This is a genomic window from Mucilaginibacter sediminis (assembly GCF_051903035.1).
In the GTDB taxonomy this organism is placed as follows: domain Bacteria; phylum Bacteroidota; class Bacteroidia; order Sphingobacteriales; family Sphingobacteriaceae; genus Mucilaginibacter.
Genome location: NZ_CP170602.1, coordinates 696,952 through 715,434, shown reverse-complemented (window position 1 = coordinate 715,434; position 18,483 = coordinate 696,952). Strand labels below are relative to the sequence as shown.

General features: G+C 45.8%; 11 protein-coding genes. All 11 read right to left on the bottom strand.

Going from position 1 to position 18,483, the window contains the following annotated elements:
- Nucleotides 1-5 precede the first annotated feature (5 nt).
- The 11 genes from ACFGVS_RS02645 to ACFGVS_RS02595 all read right to left on the bottom strand — a co-directional run bounded on the left by ACFGVS_RS02645 (nt 6) and on the right by ACFGVS_RS02595 (nt 18,481).
- On the bottom strand, nt 6-3,305 hold the full coding sequence (locus ACFGVS_RS02645) for a glycoside hydrolase family 2 TIM barrel-domain containing protein (protein WP_439697330.1): 3,300 nt from the start codon (nt 3,303-3,305) through the stop codon (nt 6-8).
- Between the two features lie 80 nt (nt 3,306-3,385).
- The gene (locus ACFGVS_RS02640; RefSeq protein ID WP_439697329.1) at nt 3,386-4,987 is read right to left on the bottom strand and encodes a sodium:solute symporter family transporter; all 1,602 of its coding nucleotides are present in this window, start codon (nt 4,985-4,987) and stop codon (nt 3,386-3,388) included.
- Entirely contained in the window at nt 4,984-6,063 is a 1,080-nt protein-coding gene (locus tag ACFGVS_RS02635; RefSeq protein WP_439697328.1) for a Gfo/Idh/MocA family protein, read from the bottom strand. Before ACFGVS_RS02635 ends, ACFGVS_RS02640 begins: the two co-directional genes overlap by 4 nt.
- Before the next feature lie 38 nt (nt 6,064-6,101).
- Complete coding sequence (locus ACFGVS_RS02630; protein ID WP_439697327.1) at nt 6,102-6,812, bottom strand: L-rhamnose mutarotase; 711 nt, start codon at nt 6,810-6,812, stop codon at nt 6,102-6,104.
- Nucleotides 6,809-8,731 carry a hypothetical protein gene (locus ACFGVS_RS02625; protein WP_439697326.1) on the bottom strand — a complete coding sequence of 641 codons (1,923 nt, stop codon included), beginning with the start codon at nt 8,729-8,731 and terminating at the stop codon, nt 6,809-6,811. Before ACFGVS_RS02625 ends, ACFGVS_RS02630 begins: the two co-directional genes overlap by 4 nt.
- Nucleotides 8,732-8,737: 6 nt before the next feature.
- Nucleotides 8,738-9,631, bottom strand: coding sequence for a sugar phosphate isomerase/epimerase family protein (locus ACFGVS_RS02620; protein WP_439697325.1), 894 nt, complete (start codon nt 9,629-9,631; stop codon nt 8,738-8,740).
- Between the two features lie 5 nt (nt 9,632-9,636).
- Complete coding sequence (locus ACFGVS_RS02615) at nt 9,637-11,037, bottom strand: acetylxylan esterase (RefSeq protein WP_439697324.1); 1,401 nt, start codon at nt 11,035-11,037, stop codon at nt 9,637-9,639.
- Nucleotides 11,038-11,049: 12 nt separating this feature from the next.
- Complete coding sequence (locus tag ACFGVS_RS02610) at nt 11,050-12,186, bottom strand: sialidase family protein (protein WP_439697323.1); 1,137 nt, start codon at nt 12,184-12,186, stop codon at nt 11,050-11,052.
- Nucleotides 12,187-12,196: 10 nt separating this feature from the next.
- Entirely contained in the window at nt 12,197-12,910 is a 714-nt protein-coding gene (locus ACFGVS_RS02605) for a DUF3826 domain-containing protein (RefSeq protein WP_439697322.1), read from the bottom strand.
- A 25-nt stretch (nt 12,911-12,935) separates the two neighbouring features.
- Nucleotides 12,936-15,680, bottom strand: coding sequence for a family 78 glycoside hydrolase catalytic domain (locus ACFGVS_RS02600; protein WP_439697321.1), 2,745 nt, complete (start codon nt 15,678-15,680; stop codon nt 12,936-12,938).
- Complete coding sequence (locus tag ACFGVS_RS02595) at nt 15,677-18,481, bottom strand: glycoside hydrolase family 2 TIM barrel-domain containing protein (RefSeq protein WP_439697320.1); 2,805 nt, start codon at nt 18,479-18,481, stop codon at nt 15,677-15,679. Before ACFGVS_RS02595 ends, ACFGVS_RS02600 begins: the two co-directional genes overlap by 4 nt.
- Nucleotides 18,482-18,483: the final 2 nt, after the last annotated feature.

Genomic DNA, 18,483 nt, shown 5'->3' with positions numbered 1-18,483 from the left:
AAACATCAGTTAAATTTTATTTCACGGGCCGCCTCTCCCGCTTTGTCAGCAACTCCATTATATGGCGCGATGTAAAAGGTATAATGGTATTCCTTAGCAGGTATACGATATTGTTCCAACGGCGCCGCCACTTCCGACCAGCTATCATTTCCGCCTACGCCCATTTGTACCAGGTCGATATTAAGGGTTATAAAGCCCGCGTCTTTTAGCTTGTTGGTATGTTTAGCCTGCAGAATATTATCCTCGGTATAAGGCCAGGCGCTCATACTGAGCAGGCTATCGGCTGTTACCAGCAGGCCATTAGTTTTATTATGCAGCAGTATCCAGCGTACATCGGTCCGGTTACCGTTTTCCTGTGGTACCACATAAGGCTCCATAAACTGACTTATAGCCTGGTTGTAAATACCGGCTTCGGACGCTGTACGCCTGTCTGTATAGTTTTCGTAAGGCCCACGGCCATAATAGGCGATATTGCTATCGGCCCGCAAAATTCCCATTTGCATACCTACTTTGGGAAGGTCGGGCAGGTTTTTATCAGCGGCCAGGCTGTAATCAACCTTGATAGCACCTTTTCCGTTTATGGTATACGTTACTTTTATTATTGCACTATCGCCGATCAAAGTATACGTACTATTAACCTTCACCACTCCTTTTTGCGATTGATCAATACCGAAATTTTTTAGTTGGGGTTTAGCGGTAAACCATTGTTTAAGCTTCTTATCAGCCTTCCACCCCCGATGATCATTATCTGTAACAGGTCGACTGAAGTGAGGTAGTAAAGGAGCAAATACCTGTTGCTTACCGTTCAGCATATAGGAATTCAGCGCCCCATCTTTTTTATTAAAAGTGACATCAAACCCGTTCCCGCTAATACCCAAAGCAGAAAAATGATCTATATCTGTAACCTTTAACGACGGATAATATTGGTTTACTGGCTTTGTTGCCGGCAAACTGGTCAGCACAAACTGATCTTCCGCAATTTCATATCCTTTTGCAGCCCAGGGTTTATCTTCGGCAAGTGTAAAATGGATATCGGCTAAGTACTCGTGGTCCGTTTTAAACCGGGACAGGTATTGTTTTATGCTGATAATGGTATCCTTACCCGCAGCCAAATCAATATGCGGTAATTGTTTTTTGGCAATAATATTACCATCTTCCCGCACCTGGATGTACACATCGTATTGACTCAATGAAGCCGTACTATTCCAGTTTTTAATTTTGATCAATCCTTTACCTGCATCCGCCAGCGTACATTCTGCAGGCTGAAAAACATGCTTGCATTCGTAAATAGCCGGTTTGGGTCGCCCGTCTGATGCAACAATACCTTTGATGGTAAAGTTATCAAAGTAACGTTCGCCATAGTCGCCGCCGTAGGCGTAGTATGATACCCCGGCAGAATCTTTTTTTAACAGTCCCTGGTCTTTAAATTCCCATATGGCCCCGCCTATGATGCGTTTGGTTGATCGCCATTGGTCCCAAAATTCTTTCAGGTTGCCGTTGGAGTTACCCATAGCGTGCGAGTATTCCACAAAAAATATCGGCCGGTTATCGCCATTTTGCTGATTGGCCAATAATGGCGCCGTGTATAAACCTGGGTACATGCGGCTCACAATATCTACATAAGGCTGATCAATTGGATTTTGCAGCCGGTGTGAGTGATCGTTTGTTTTGGGATAGCGCGAATCTGTAGGATCTATATAACCGTCGGCCTGCGGGGTTCCCTGGGCGGGTTCATAATGCACCGGGCGGGTAATATCAAAATCATGGATCCAAGCGGCCATAGCCGCATGGTTTGGCCCACGGCCTGCCTCGTTCCCTAAACTCCAGGTGATAATGCTGGGGTGGTTTTTATCGCGCATCACCATGCGGGTGGCACGATCAAGATAAGCGCCCGTCCACATAGGGTCGTTGCTTAATTTAGAGCCGAGGCCATGGGTTTCCAGGTTGGCTTCGTCAATTACCAAAATGCCATATTCATCGCACAGGTCATACAGGTAGGGGTCCATTGGGTAATGGCTTGTGCGGATACAGTTAAAATTAAAGCGCTTAATGGTGCGCACATCATTTAAAATATCATCTCGGGATAATGCCTTGCCTTTTACCGGGTCATGATCGGGCCGGTTTACGCCGTACAGGTAGGTAACTTTTCCGTTGATGAGTAATTTACCATCATCCTTGCCAAACTCAATACTCCTGATGCCGACCTTGCAGCTCTTAACTTCCACAGTTTGCCCGGCGTTATCCAGCAGCGACAGCGTAAGTGTATAAAGGTTAGGCTGATCATCGCTCCATTTAGCGGGATTTTTCAGCGTGGTTTCCAGCAAACCAAACTTTACATTATCCAGCCGGGGGTAGATCTCGTTGATCATACTCTCAACACTGCGTTCCAGCGGTTTTTGAAATACTTCCCTGTTGTTTTTGTCGAAAAGCCGGGCCTCAATTTTATACCCGGGAACAGCTTTGCCTGTAAGGTTCTCCATCCTTGGGCGGATACTGAACACCGCATTTTTATATTGCTTATCCAGCTTAGCCTGCCACTCAAAATCGGCAATCCTCAGTTTAGGCTCGGCCAGCAGCAATACTTCGCGATGGATGCCGCTCATGCGCCACTGGTCCTGGTCTTCTAAAAAATAGCCATCGCTCCAGCGGATCACCTGTACAGATACTACGTTTTCACCGGCCTGCAAATAAGGCGTGATATTAAACTCAGACGGCAGAAAGCTATCCTCGCCATAACCTAAAAATTTGCCGTTAAGCCATACCTTAAAACCCGAGCTTACACCGCCAAAATGCAGGGTGATATTCAGATCCTTCCAGTTTTGAGGCAGGGTAAAAGTACGCTGATAGCTGCCCACGCCATTATAATCCTGCGGTACATGCGGCGGGTTAACCGGCCTGAACGGGTAAACTGCACTTTTATAAATAGGCTTATCATAGCCCTGCATCTCGATACTGGAGGGCACGATGATCTTTTTCCAGCCGCTTACCCGGCCTTTGTAAAAATCTTTTGGCGCATCGCCCGGTTTAACGGCATAGCTAAAATCCCAGTAGCCGTTTAAAGACATCATCCTGCCCGATTTTTCACGGTCGCCCGCAAGCGCGTCTTTGATACTGCTGTATGAATAAGCTGTAGCCCTGGCCGGGTCGCGGTTTATGCCATCAACCAATGGATTTTCCCAGGGTTCGGTATCATAAACCACCGGCACATTGGGTATGGGCGCGGGGGTTTTATCAACCAATTGAGCGTGAAGCGTAAAAGGCGCTAATCCAAAAACAAATAAAATATAGATCAATCTTTTCATCATTACTTACTATACACTATATAGCCAGATTTTGGCTCAATAAGATTTCCCTGGAGTGCAAACCCGGTTGTCGTGTTTTTCATTTAGTGTCCGTTAAAAATGAGGTATAAAACAATCATTACTATGGTAAGCAATGTCCAGGCTAATTTTACCCGTTTGGTTGGCTTGGCTATCCGGCTGATTTCCGAAGCATCCGGTTTATAAATTTCGGGCGAGGCATCCAGTAAGGAAATGGCAACAGCCAGTGCAGCAAGAAAAACAAAAATGTAAAAAGACAGCAGCAGGTAATGCGGCCAGAAATGGTACCTGGCAGATGGCAGCACCCACAGGTAAACTACTCCCGTACCCAAACTAAAAGCCGAACCTGCCGAAAGGACGGTATTCACGGCCTTGCGTGTAGTGCGTTTCCAATAAACTGTAAGCAGGAACACAACTGCCAGCGGCGGGGCTATAAAGCCCAGCACCGACTGAAATACATCGAAAAGGTTAAGCCCTTTAATGCTATCAATAGCCAGTGCCATACCTATTGCAAACAGGCAGCCTGCAACAACCACCCACCGGCCAATCCTGATTAAGTCCTGGTTACTGGCGTCCCGGTTAATTTTTTCGGCATAAATATCAATGGTAAACACCGTGCTTAACGAGTTTAATGACGAGCCGATAGTACCTACCAAAACGGCTATCAGCACTACTATCACCAACCCGTTCATACCAGGAGGAAACAGGTTGGTTACCATGGTCATATAGGCCAATGCAGGATCATCCAAATGCGGATAGAGAATAAAGCACAAAATACCCGTAAGGATAAATAGCGGCAGCGACAGGATCTTGAGCCAGCCTATAAAGTTAACACCAAGCTGGCCCTGCTCCAGGTTTTTAGCGCCCAGCACAGATTGTACCATTGCCTGATCGGTACAAAAAAACGCGATGGCCGATACCGGGTAACCCAGCAATATAGCATACCAGGGGTATTTAATGTCGCTGGCCGGATGTATAAGGTTCCAGTAATTGCCGGGCACTTTATGAAATACTGCCAAAAGACCGCCCGCCTTGTTTATACCTAAAACCGTTAAGGTTAATGATACACCGATTAGCAACAACATCTGGAATACATTCACTTTGGCAATGGCTTTTAAGCCCCCCGCAAATGCAAACAGCCCCGCAAATGAAACCAACACAATAACCGATTGCCACATAGGTATCCCCAATATCTGCCTTACCAAAAAGCCACCGGCGAACAAACCTAATGACAGCCAGGAAATGAGCATTTTAATGAGTGCATACCAGGCCAGGATGTTCCGTGTCGAGTCGCCGTAACGGTTGCCCATAAACTCGGGCATGGTAGATACTTTGGCAGCAATATATTTGGGCGCGAAAACCAGGGCCAGCAGCATCAGGAATACAAAGGCATACCAATCAAAATTTACAGCTACGATGCCTGTGCTATAACCAATACTGGCAAAAGCCAGCAGCATGGACGGCCCCACGTTGGTACCCCACATATTGAAACCTATACTTGGCCACCCCAATGATTTATTGGCAAGGAAAAGTGTTTCGTCTGTTTTGTTTTTATTGCTAAAACTGGCACGGTAGCCAATCACCAATAAGACCACCAGGTAAACAGCCACCACCCCGTAATCCAGAGCTGTTAAGCGCGATACAATATTGCTCATTGCGATGATCATGCGCTAAGTTGATTAGCGGTTAAAAGATATTCAGCCAAAATGTCGCCAACTTTAACCGGCCTGCCTGTTTGCAGGGAACGATCCATAGTCTGCAGCAGCGCAATGGTGCCTACACCTTCTTTAATATCGGGATAAGCCGTAAAGCCTTCGGTAATGCTGTCGGCAAAATATTCAAGATAATTCTGGTATTCGCCGGCGTGATGGCTTTTGCCTTCAAAGCGAAAATAATGTTTCAGCTTATGTTCCCAGGTAATGATCCTTTCTTCGCCGGTGTTATCGGTTATGGCATAGCGCAGGTCCATATAATCGCCCTGGCTGCAGCCTTCGGTACCTCTTAAAATGCAGCTCATCTCGCTGTCGCGGGTAGCAGGTTGTACCGGCCCGGTATAGCAGCCGCTTACCCTGGCAATGCGCCCATCGGTTGCTTTAAATATAAAATGCATCGTATCTGGGTTTTTCAATCCGCCCTTTGCCCCGTTTGAGCTTAACATGCCGTATCCCATTACTTCCTCAATATTGGGCAGGTACCAGCGAATAAAATCTGTGGGATGACTTAAACCCCCATAAAGCCATTTAAAAGCATTTTGTAATGACCATGGCTTATCTAAAAACCAGCGATGATCTGCATGATAATATGCCTCAATGGTGATCAGGTCGCCAACCAGACCTGCTTCATAATCCCGGCGCTGCTTTTTCATCGGCTCAAAAAAACGGGAACTTTGGCCAACAAACACCCTTCTGCCGCTTTTTTCAACCAGGTCCAGTAATTCGGCGGCTTTGCTAAGGTCATCAATAAAGGGTTTGGTACATACTACATGCTTGCCATAATGCAGGGCTTGTTTTACATGTTCGGCATGCAGGTGGTCGGGCGTATAAATGGCAATAATATCAATGTCTGCATCATCCAGCATGTGCTGGTAATTGGTGGTGTAGTTATGAAAGTTAAACTCCGCTGCACGGCGCTTGCAAATTTCAATACTCGTATCGCATACCATTTTCAATTCCAGCTTGTTGCTCTGTAATACTGCCGACATGGTACTGCGGCCTTCGCCTAATCCTAATATTCCTACCTTCATTTTTAATTATTGAATTACTGAATTATTGAGTTATTGAATCATTGAATTTTTAATGGCTTAAAAAACACCCAAACTTCACCGGGCTTTGTACCGGGAATGCCTTCCTGGTATTTTTTCATCAGCTTATTCCATTCGTTTACCCTTGGGTTGTTTTCTGTTGTTTTGGGATTCAGCTTATCCAGGCTTTCGCCTTTTGGAATACTGATGACTAACATCAACTGCCGTCCATTTTTAAAAACCAGCAGTTGCTGAAAATTGGCGTTGCAAAAACCTTTGGAAACCTCAGGCCATTTCTGGAACTGGGTAGCATGGTAGTTTAAATATTCCTGCTGCAGTTTGGGATCTTTCACCAAATTGGCCGTTAGTATAATGTTGTCCCATTCGGGCGCTATGACAGAGTTAACGCAACATTGTTGCTTATTGAAAGCATAAAAGGGATGCCTATATGTCCTAATCGTCAATCCGGGGTACAATCCTTTAGTTAAATTATATAATTTGTTTATATTCAGATTTTTACCGTAAATAACTAAATGGTTACTCCACTCATAAATTGACGAAAATGGCAAGTTTTGCTTTTTAATCAGGCTCAATAAGGGCCGGTGATCTATAGTTTTCCCAACTGGTGCGGTAATTTCAACAGCAGCATAAGGGTTGCCAATTACCCTTGCATCAGCTGTTTTAAGCAGCAATACCAGGACCATCATTAATCCTAAACTTTTCCGGTTGATGTGTATAATTAAGGCTCTCATTCCGACTTATAATTAATGGGCTGGCCCTCCCGGTTAACTGTTTTGTATTTAAGCAGGTATTGATAAGCCGGCTCCACCCCTGCCGCTTTTTTAATTTCGTTTGCCACCTGCCGGCCATTATTTTCCCATACATTACCAGGGCCGTTTGCATTTTTCAGAGATTTTTCTGCAGGGCACCAATTGTTTTTAATGGTGATGTATGATGAACCCTCGTCAGTATATAAGTAAAACCAGTGTTGCGGATCATGTGCGTAGGGCGCTTTATAAATACTATCCACGTAGTTATTACTGATCACTGAACCTGGTTGTGCCGATAAGGTATAAATACCTGCCACATCGTACATATTACGCGCATAGTGGTGAATCTTATTGGCTGTAATATGGTTGTCACTCATGGCGTTGATACTTTTTGTCCATCCCCAGCCCATACTGATGCCGGTATAGTTTACATCGCAAACCTCGTTATGGGCTATGGTAATGCCTTTTACATATCCTGCGCCAATACCCACGCATCCCCAGTCTTCATTGGTGGCATCGGTTATTAGGTTGTTTTCAATGCGGTCGTTGGTACATATTTCGCGTTTATCGGTTGGGTTATAGGGTAAATGAACTTCCTGCGCCTCATCCGAATAAACCCCAGCGAGGATGGCTGTTCCGCCGATGTCTTTAAACAAGTTACCTTTTATTTCATCATCGTGTGTTCCCCGCTGATAATCCAGGCCTGTTGAGGCCAGGTGCTCAAAACGGCAGCCTTCAAAGGTGGTATGGGCGGCGTAAGCTACCTCAACAGCAGCGGCAGGACGGCCAACCCATGCCTGGTTTTCCAGCCCTTTTTTATCCGGCGTACCGGGTATTTTTAGCTTGTAGGCATCCAGCATATACATACCATCCTGGTGCGGCACCAAACCAGCTTTTGAAGGCCGGAGCCAGCTGCTATGCTGAAAACCAATATTTTTAAAACTGAAATAACTTACGGGGTGATCTATCGTCCCCTCAATTTTTACAATATTCTCAAGGACAGGAACAGTTGCAGTGGCTGTGGACAGATCTTCACCGGGGCGCGGTATGTAGTATATTTTACGATGCTCCATATCCAGGTACCACTCACCGGGCTGGTTTAAAAACTGCACCGATCTGCTGAGATAAAAGGCAGAGTTACCCGTTTTTTTGGAGATCCAGGGCGCTGGCCAGGGATGTTCCGATTGGATGCGGCTTTCAGGCTGGTAAAAAGATAACCTTACACTATCACCCGCCACTTTTGCCGATTTAACCCTTAGTATAGCGATAGCCCACCACTGGTGTATAAACATTTCCATACCCTTAATGTGCAGGGTATCAAAGGCCGCGGGTTTAGGAATCCAACAGGATTGGGTTTGATGATCCCATGATAAAATACGACTCATTAATGGTGCATCTGCTTCCCTTGCCGGGGTGGCTTTAGTGTTACCAACCCATAATTGCCTGAAATTCACTACTTCATCACCAATTAAGGGTGCGTTGGCAACCCATACTTTCCCGGCAACATTCAAGGGTAAACCAGGGATATTTCCTTCCAGCTTTTTCCAGCCGTTTATATGGATGCCGCCACTAAAAATAGTCTCGCCTTTGTCAGCACCTTCAATAATGGTGGGGCTATCGGCCGCACCCGAATCTTCGGGGCGGATAAACAAAGGTTCGGATAATTGATAAAGTCCCTTCTCCACCACAATACGGATCCCTCCTTTTATGGATCCATCATTCAGACGGCGCAGTTCGCGCGCCTTTTTCAGCGCCATGGCTACCGTAGCCAATGGCTGCTGTTGCGTACCCGTATTTTTGTCTGATCCTTTTGGCGATACCCATATTTCTGCCGCTAAAACGCTGCCTGTTAAAGCAACAATTAGCAGCAAAGCGACAATAAATATGCGGCAGATGTTCATTAACAATTATTGGTTTGATGTTTGAAAAATTGATTTTATGTAAGTGGCATTGGCGCTAAAGTTCCATTTAACATTATGCACATCTTTAGTATCTCTCGACCGCTCAATCACCAGCCAGCCGCTCCAGCCCATTTTATCTAAAGTTGCCTTTACCCGTTCCATGTTTATTTCAGGGTCGTTCTGCAGCCATTGGCCATCAGTATTGGTACAGTGTATCATTACAATATTCATCTTGCCCAGTATCTGCAATTCCTTTTCCAGGTCGCGGCCATTATCAAGTGCGTTTTGAAAGTTGAAATAACTTTTTATAGCCGGCGAACCTATATCTTTTAATAACTGCAACTCATTCCTGGCGTCCAGTGAAGTTTCAATACCAATTACTACACCCGCTTTTTCGGCTATTTTACCCACTTCTTTTAAGCGGGCAACTATTGCGGGGCGCAGGTTTGGGTATTTAACCAGGTCGCCTTTAATACCCAGCGGCAAAAAGCCAACTTTTACATTCATTTGCTTCATGGTATTGATGCAATCTTCAACAGCCTTAACAGCGGTGGGCCGTTCGGCAAATGATTGTGCAAAAAAACCGGTCATTCCCAATGAGGGTATTTCAAGGCCCAGCTCTTTAGCTTTATTTAAAAACAGTTCCCGTATCGAATCTTTTGCCAGTTGATTATCAAATGTCTCGCGATCGCCAAGGCCGCCCATGTCTACTTCAACCCCATCTGCGCTTATGTCTTTGGCAAGCTGGAAAGCACCAATTTTTTGCCTTTTGATTATCATGAGGTCAACTACCGCTACCTTGTACCGCTGCTTCGCCGATGGCATTTGCGCTATAACCTGTTGTGCCACCCCTATTGTAAATAGCACAACACCCAAAACCAATATTAACCTGCTTTTCATATCCTCTATTTGTTTATAGCTGCCGCGAAAACTTTTTGCAGTTGATTAAACCCTTTTATGGCGCCGGCAGGCAATTTTTCGCCTTTATCGCCAAACACATACATAGCCGGTTCTTTTTCAATAGTTACTTTTGATTCATCGATATTGCCGCTCTTATCTTGAATAGCGTTGATATTGAGGTGGAAGTTTTTGGCAATGAACCTGTATAAAGGAAACCTTTTGGATGGCCCAAAATCGTGACCTTCATTGGATAGATGTACATTCTCTACCATATTTTTGGCACCATAATAACCATACATTTTTTTGAGATAAGGAAAATCATGTTCGGGCATATTGGCTGTCCAGTCCTGCCCGTCAGATACCAGCAATTGCGGTTTTGGGGCGGCCATAGCGGCAAGCTCTACATTATCGGTTCCGCCTCCGCACTGGTGTACGGGCATCCCGCTTTCGCATGGGCAGCCCCCGTAAAAATAGGATGATACGGAAACTACCGGTGCGCTTAGCTTAATCCTGTCGTCCAGCGCGGTCATTAATACGGTATGGCTGCCGCCGCCGGACCCACCGCTGATTCCTATTCTTGCAGTGTCCGTTTCTTTTAATGATGATACATAATCCAATATCCTGATAGCTCCTAAAATTTGAATGCTTTGCGCAAGGCTGCGGCGATGATCTTCCTCTTTAAACTGCAACAGCGATTCGCCCCACGCAAAAAGGTCGTAGCTGTAGGCCATAACACCCATGCGGGCCAGTGTGGCACAACGCAACTGGCAATCGGCACGGTAGCGCTGGTGCTCCCAATGCCCGTCTGGACTTAATACTACCGGGCTCTTACCTTTTATTTTTGATGGTTTATATAACGATCCGTTGATGTATAAACCCGGTAAAACTTCAATAGCTACGTTCTCTACCGTATAACCATCAAATATTCTTTTTGGGGTGATGATAGGTTTTGAGGCAGGTTTTGCAGGTAAAGGCCATAACTCCAAAGCTTTATATAGTTGTGGCTTAAGCAAAGCTTTGCGTTGCTCCCAGCTTGCTTTATCATGATACTGCGATGCAATACGGTCCAACTCTTTCCAGCCATCAGTAACCGCCCAGCGGTAATATTCGTACTCCTTTAGCTTATACCTGCCGGGGCCTTCTTTATTCACCTTCAGATCGAGCGGGGTAAGCACATTAGCCAGCGTGGTATCCACATCTGGCCGGAAACGCCACTCCGCATAGTTTACCCATTTATCCTGAACCTGGGCATCGGTGTATTTAATCTTTACCTGATACCTGTCCTGGATCTCATCAAGTACTTCCTTTAATGATTTTTTGTACAAACCATCCGTGGTTTGCTGGGCACCGGCTGTATAAAACAGCAGTGTAAAGCAGGCTATGAGTATACCGGTTAATTTTTTCATCACGTTTCTCCTTTAAAGATCTTTAGTCTCTCCTGTTGTTGCCACAGGCGCTGTGTACCCATCAACCTTGGGCCACAAACCGTCTTTTATTTCTTTAAGATCCAGCTTTTGGGGATCTATCACTACATGCTTTATTTTTTGTCTGCGCCACGTATAAACCACATGCACCAGCCCATCTGCCGATTGGATCACCGATGGATAAGAATACTGACTGATTGGCGAATCTTCCAGTATCGCGGCAGCATACCAGTTAACTCCATCTTTTGATACAGCCACGTTTAAAGGCGTACGGGCGCCTTTTGCCAGTGTCCCCGGCGGTAATACATGATTATAAACCAAAAGCTGCCTGCCGTCCTTTAACGTCACCGCATCGGTGCCTGAGTTGTTGTTGGGCAAAGTTGTTTTTTCGAGCGGCGACCAGGTTTGCCCCTTGTCTTTTGACCAGGCCGTGAGTATCGCCCTGTTCTGGCTGCGGCAAAGTACCTGCAGCCTGCCATCTTTATGGATCAGGATACTGGGCTGGATAGCTTTCAGCTCTTTATCATCACTGATAGGGCCTATCATTGTCCAGGTTTTACCAAAATCATGGCTGGCTTCAAAATGCACCTGCCAGGCTTTACCCTCGGTACTTACCGGGCTTAGCAATGTGCCATCCTTCAGCAAAACCGGTTTGTTTTTAATCGGGCCCAGAAAGCCATCCGGCAAAGCAATTTGCGCCGACCAACTAATCCCTCCATCGTCTGATGTTTTCATATACCCCCTCCACTTTGCAGGGCTTGGGCCTATTTTATAAAATAAAAGCAGCTTACCACCCGGAACCTGGTAAAGCACAGGGTTCCAACAGGCGTAGCGCAACGTATCATTCTGGATGCCGTTGGCTACATTAATGCCTTCAGTCCATTTGCCGTTAACAAACCGGCTCACCCAGATGCATACATCGGGGTTACGTTCTTTTGTGCCACCAAACCAGGATGCTACCAAACCTTTGGGTGTTTCGGCAATGGTGGCCGCATGGCATTCGGGGTAAGGCGCTTTGTCGTAAATAAATTCATCCTTTACAATGCCTTTGCGCATGGGGTTAGTTTGGGCCACTGTTTGGCCGGCTATTCCACAGGCAGCTAATATGATCTGCAATATTTTCTTATACATAGTCACGATATTATTGAGTTGGTTTCCTTGCAGCATCAGCCGCTTTTTTAGCTTTAACAGCATCTACATAAGCTTTAAATAACTGGTGCCAGTTACGCCCATTATTGTTGAGGTATTGCTCGTTTTTGGTTTTGTAGATCTCAAAAATGGCCGAGATCTGTTTAATATTTTTAAAATCAACCGCCTGCTCGCGGGCCTGCTTTAAATTGGCCAATATGGTTGCTTCCTCAACCGGGGTCAGATCAGTAACTATGGCTTTATAACCCGCCAGCGTAAAAGCCACCTTGCCGATGGTATATTTATCCAGTATCGCTTCAACCTGTTCTTCATTAAGATCTTTACGCAGGCCGGTCATCAGGTTTTCGTGAACCGATTTTGGCAGGGATGAATTGATGATGATCTGCCTGTCCATTGTGCTCAATGGCTTGCCGGTAGCCGGATCAATCCCGGCAGGTACAGATTCGTACGAGTGGCTATTGTTCCAATCCCGGATAGCTTTCAGGTGCGTAGCAACAACGGTTTTTACCCGTGAAGCTTTCGCAGTATCATTCAAGGTGAGGGAGCTTACCCATTCATTTGCTTTTTTATCAATCTCTGCATCAGCTTTAGCCTGTGCTTCCGGCGATGGGACTTGCTTTACCGCTGTTTGATCCTGCGCCTTACTTAGGGTTGATGTGATGAACAATACGACGAATGCCATACCAGCAATGTTTAATATTTTCATGTTTATACTCATTAGATAGGTAGATTTAACTTTTAACTTCAAAATTGTAACTGCCGGATCCTATCCGGAAAATAGCCCGGCCGCCTTCCATTTTTACCAGTTTAATATCTTTTATGGTGTTTACTGCCTGCCCCGATTCAGTTACAGCCTTGCCGGTGCCTGCCGGTACGTATACTAAAGCTTTACTGTTGGGCGGTATGGTTATATGCCAGGTAAAATGGCCATTATTGCTTGTCCAGCTACTTTTAACTACACCATATGGCGTTTCATATGAAGCATTTACAGTACTCAACTGACTTATTACCGGAGGTACCATCACCATTTCTTTAAAGCCCACGTTAACAGTTTTAATACCGGCCAGGTCCTGGTAAAACCATGCCACCAGGTCGCCAAGCAGCATAATGTGGTTATGCGAATTCATGGCAGGGTTGGCGGTATCGCCGTTCCATAGCTCCCATATGGTGGTGGCGCCATGTTTAACCATGTAACCCCAGCTCGGGTAATCATCGTTAGATGCTATACGATATGCAAGATCGGGCCGTCCGTATTCGGTAAGGCCACGCATAAGCCATTGTGTACCAATAACCCCTGTGCTGATGTGGCCGTTTGCATCATTCTCAATCTTATCAACTATGTTTTTAAAAACCGTTTTGCTGCTTGCTGCAGGGGTGATGCCAAAATATAATGGCAGCAAATTGGCGGTGACGGTATTGTTAGCATATCGAAAGCTTTTTTTATCAAGATATTTTTGGTTGAAAGCATTGCCTACCCTCAGTTTCAAGGCAGCAAAGGCCTGTGCATCGGCGGGTTTATTGAGCAGTTTGGCAAACTTTTGCATCAATCCCGACAGGTGATAATAATATGCTGTCGCGATGAGCTGCCCGTTGGTATTGCGGGAAGAATCTTTGGAGTGAATCAATTCCGGCGATTCGGGTGGCACGCACCAGTCGCCATATTTATCTTTGGTCACTATGTAATCCTTCATGTATTTTACACGCATATAATCCATCCATTTTTTCATGGAGACATAATGCTTTTCAATGGGCGCCTTATCGGCAAACTGGCGGTAAAGCATATCGGCCACCAGGATGTATGTACCGGGCCAGGTCATGTTATCGCTGTAATAATTCCAATAGGCCGGGGCAACATCGGGGATAGCGCCATCCGGCTTTTGCGATTGGGCAATATCATCCAGCCATTTGGCATACAGGTTACCATTGGCAAATACAAAGCTTTCGCCAAGGGAGCCAACCGCGCGGTCGCCAAGCCAGGGCATCCGTTCGTTACGCTGCGGGCAATCAACCGGCATACCTTTGTAATTGCTTAATATACCCCAGTAAGCGTTATGATAAACCTGGTTAATGAGCGGGTTGGATGTTTCAAAATGCCCGGTTGTAGCCATGGCATCATAAACTACCTCTCCTTCAAAATCGGCCAATTCGGGCCTCCCGGGGTAACCGCTGATCTCTACATACCTGAAGCCATGGTATACAAATGCCGGGCGCCAGCTTTCGTCTTCGCCGCCTTTCAGGGTATAAACATCCGTTACTTTAGCATCGCGCAGGTTGGCTACGTACAGTTCGCCATTGGGCTGTAGCGTTTCCGCATAACGCAGAGTTACTTTATCGCCACGTTTGCCTTTTACATGCATTTTTATCCAACCAGCAAAATTCTGCCCCATATCTATAATCCAAGTGCCCGGTTTAAGCTGATTTATAGTGACAGGCTTTACCGTATCCATAACCTTAATGAGTTCATTCACCTGGGCCTCTACCCTGCCTCCGGGCGCTTCCACCAGCTCGGCCTTTAGCCATTTGCTGTCGTCAAAGCCGGTGTTGTTCCATCCGGGCATCTCTTTGGTGGCATCGTACTCTTCGCCATCGTATTCGTTATTGGTACGGATGGGGCCATCAGCAGTAAACTTCCAGCTGTTATCGCTCACAATTAATTGCCGGGTACCATCAGTATACTCCACCTCTAACTGCAGCAGCATTTTGGGGAAACCAAATTCCTTAATTTTTTTGCGTTTGTATTTGGGGCGCATTGTAAAAAACCTGCCGTTACCCAATACCGTTGCAACAGCGTTTGCTCCTTGCTTTATTGCATTTGTAACGTCAAAAGTGTTGTACTTAACAGATTGGGTATAATCCGTAGGCGGTCCGGCGAGCACCTGGTCGCCTATGATGTTACCATTTATATAAAGTTCATAATGACCTAAACCAATGATATATATGGTTGCTTTTTTTACCTCTTGCTTTACATCAAACTGTTTATGGTAGTAACGTGCCGACAGGCGGGAGAATTTAGAAACACTATCCCAGGGGAAGCCGCCATCATGGCCTATCCAGCGGGCTTTCCAGTCGGTAGTATTTAGCAAACCTTCGCTCCACATGGCGGGTTGGCTCCACTGGCTTTCGCCCTTATTGGTCCATACTTTAACTTTCCAGTAACAAGTTGTACGAGTAATCAATGTCTTACCTGCGTAATTAATCATGATAGATTCGCCCGAATTTACACGATGCGAATCCCAAAGATCACCCTCATTGGCGGCCAGTTTTGTCGGGGTTGATGCAACCAACACCTGGTAAGCAGTTTGATTAATATTACGTCCCTCTCCTGTTATCTGCCAGCTTAACCTTGGATGGATAGTTTCAATACCCAGCGGATTGTGCAGCATTTCGCAGCGCAGGTTTTGCGTGGCAATACCGGCCAGGCACTTATACGATGAGAGTATAAATATCAGCAGGGCGATATGTGCGCGCTTACTCATTTGCCCGAAAAATCAAAGTATAACGTTAACGGCAAAGCCATATCTATATCCTTGTAATAGTCAAAGTATTTGTTGGGAAAGCCCTGTGCACCTAATTTATCGGGCTTTTGAGATTTAGTGCCAATCGGACTGATGCCATGCATAAAGGATATATCACCCGATGGGAACGCAGGCGCCGTGTTGTACACTTTTTTAGGATTACCGGGGGTAAACAGGCGCATAAATACATCGCGGTTATCACAAACAACAGTAATTGGGCCGGTATTGGCGTTTAGCCTCATCCAATACAGGTTGGCATAATATCCCTTAAATTCGGGGTACTCAATTTTTGGCTCACCGGTTATGGTATTGTTATACTGTTTTTCCCAAACACCCAATGAAGTACCTTTTAGCCGGTTCTTCCAAACACGGTAAGGGCCGCTACCCATGTATTGCACACCTTTAACATCCTTTTCGGGATAGGAAAAGCTTACACCCAACAGGTTACCTTCTTCGCCAATGGGCCAGTATTTTACATCCAGCTTTACCCAACCGGATGGGTACAAGGTCCACTTTAGTTTTGCCATATTGGCTTTGGGTTCAAAAGCTGCTTCAACTATTAGGGTATCGCCATCATAATGGTAGCTTAGCTTTTTAAAGCCTGTTTTTTCTCCACCTTCTGCCAATATGGGGCCGTTATTAAATGGTATTTCGCCCCGGCTGTTACTTACCTTTTTCAATACACCCGAGTTACGGTTAAACTCCAGTTGAATGCCATTGCCATTGGCCACTTTGTAAGCTGAATCGGTTTCGGTGACGGTTATTTTATGACGATCAGGTTTATATACAATACGCCCAACAAAATCATGGGGCATTTTTATGGGGAAACTCCAGGTAAACAATTCTTTTTTGTGCGGATCAATAGCAGTTATGTATAATACCTCGTAATCCTGCCAGTTTTTAGGCAAATCAAATTGTAAATTGCCGTATTGGCCGGGTGCTACATTGGGTGAAGTTATCGGTCCGGTTTGCGAGGTGGCCTGCGGCTGGGGGTGCCGCCATGGATCGTTAAACTTAACCAGCTTATAGCTAAAAGTGCACTGCTTTAAATTGGTATACAAATACCTGTTCTCCAATCTCAGGTTACCGTTAAATGCAGGGGTAATCTCCCGCGGCTCCAGGCGCACAGGGCACCAGATCTCCTTGATGGTGTAATAGCTTCCCTCCTTTTCGTGGTACGGCCCCACAATGCCATCCGCAGCATGATCACCGTCCGAGTCAAGCTCATTATTTTTATCGGTACGCACCACATCTTCATCGGCAAAATCCCAGATAAACCCACCGGCCGAGAGCGGCGTATGGTACATCAGTTCCCAAAAGTCATCCAAACCAGCGCCAGCACCTCCATCGTAAAGGCCATGCAAAAACTCGGTGGGGAAAGCCACATCGTGCCCGTGTAAATTGGTGCCGGTACCATAATCATAGTTGATATAATGCTGCGTATTTGTGCCCCTGAAAACTGCCCATGGGTGGATGAGCGGCCGCTTCTGGATATCCAGGTCATCAAAAAAATGGTCGAGATCAAAATTAAAGCCCCCTTCATTCCCATTATCCCAAATAACTATCGACGGATGGTTTACATCCTTCGCTATCATTTCCTTCGCCAGCTTAGAACCCACTTCCGTATCATAATGACCATGCCAGCCGGTAAGCTCATCCAAAACAAAAAGACCAAGCGAATCGCAGGCATCCAAGAAATGATCATCGGGCGGGTAATGCGACATGCGCACGGCATTCATGTTCATATCCTTCATGAGCGCGATATCGTCAATGCTTTGCTTTTTGTTCATGGCCCTGCCGGTTTTAGGCCAGAAAGAGTGGCGGTTAACACCCTTAAATTTAATCTTTACATTGTTTACATAAATGCCATCGTGCTGGCGCAACTCCACAGTTCTGAAACCAAACCGCTGCTTTACCGTATGCACTGCCTTACCACCCTGATTTAACGTGAATACCACGTTGTACAGGTGAGGAAACTCGGGCGACCATAACAGCGGTGACGCGATCCTGGCGGTGAGATTCACCAGGGTATCGCCGGTATTTACATTAGTTTTGAAAACGGCACCAACTTTTTGCCCCTTAAGATCATATACCTGCCCTATTATTGCTCCCGCTTTAACTGATGATAACTTTATCGCGGCTGTTAGCTTGCCATCGGCTTTGGCGTCGATGGCATAATGTTCAATGTGAGCTTTGGAGAAAGCCTCCAGAAACACCGGCCTGAAAATACCACCGAATACCCAAAAGTCGCCTTTTCTTTCGGCCGCATTTACGGATGCATTGGCCGATTGCTTGGAAACGGTTACCTCCAACAGGTTGGGTTTGCCATAATTAAGCAAACTGCTGATATCATATTTAAAACGATAGAACGATCCCTGGTGAATTGCCCCTGCAGATCTGCCATTCAGTTTCACTTCAGTATCGGTCATGGAGCCATCAAAAACTATATTGATGCTTTTACCCTGCCAGGCAGCGGGAACTGTGAACTCATATTTGTATAAGCCCTGCTCCTTTCCCTTCAGGCTATCCTTTGCAAGCCCGTAATTGTATTTACCAAAGCCCTGTAATTCCCAGTTAGAAGGAACGGGAATGGTTGTCCATTTGCCCGAATTGCGGCCTTCGGTACAAAAAAACTGCCAGTTAACGGTGTGGTCGCTGCCCGTGCCCGATAAATATACCTTTTGTGTTTCCTGCGCGCGGGCAATTATTCCGCTTAGCAGTAACAGGGTATAGGTACATATTTTAAAACAGGCAGATCTCATGG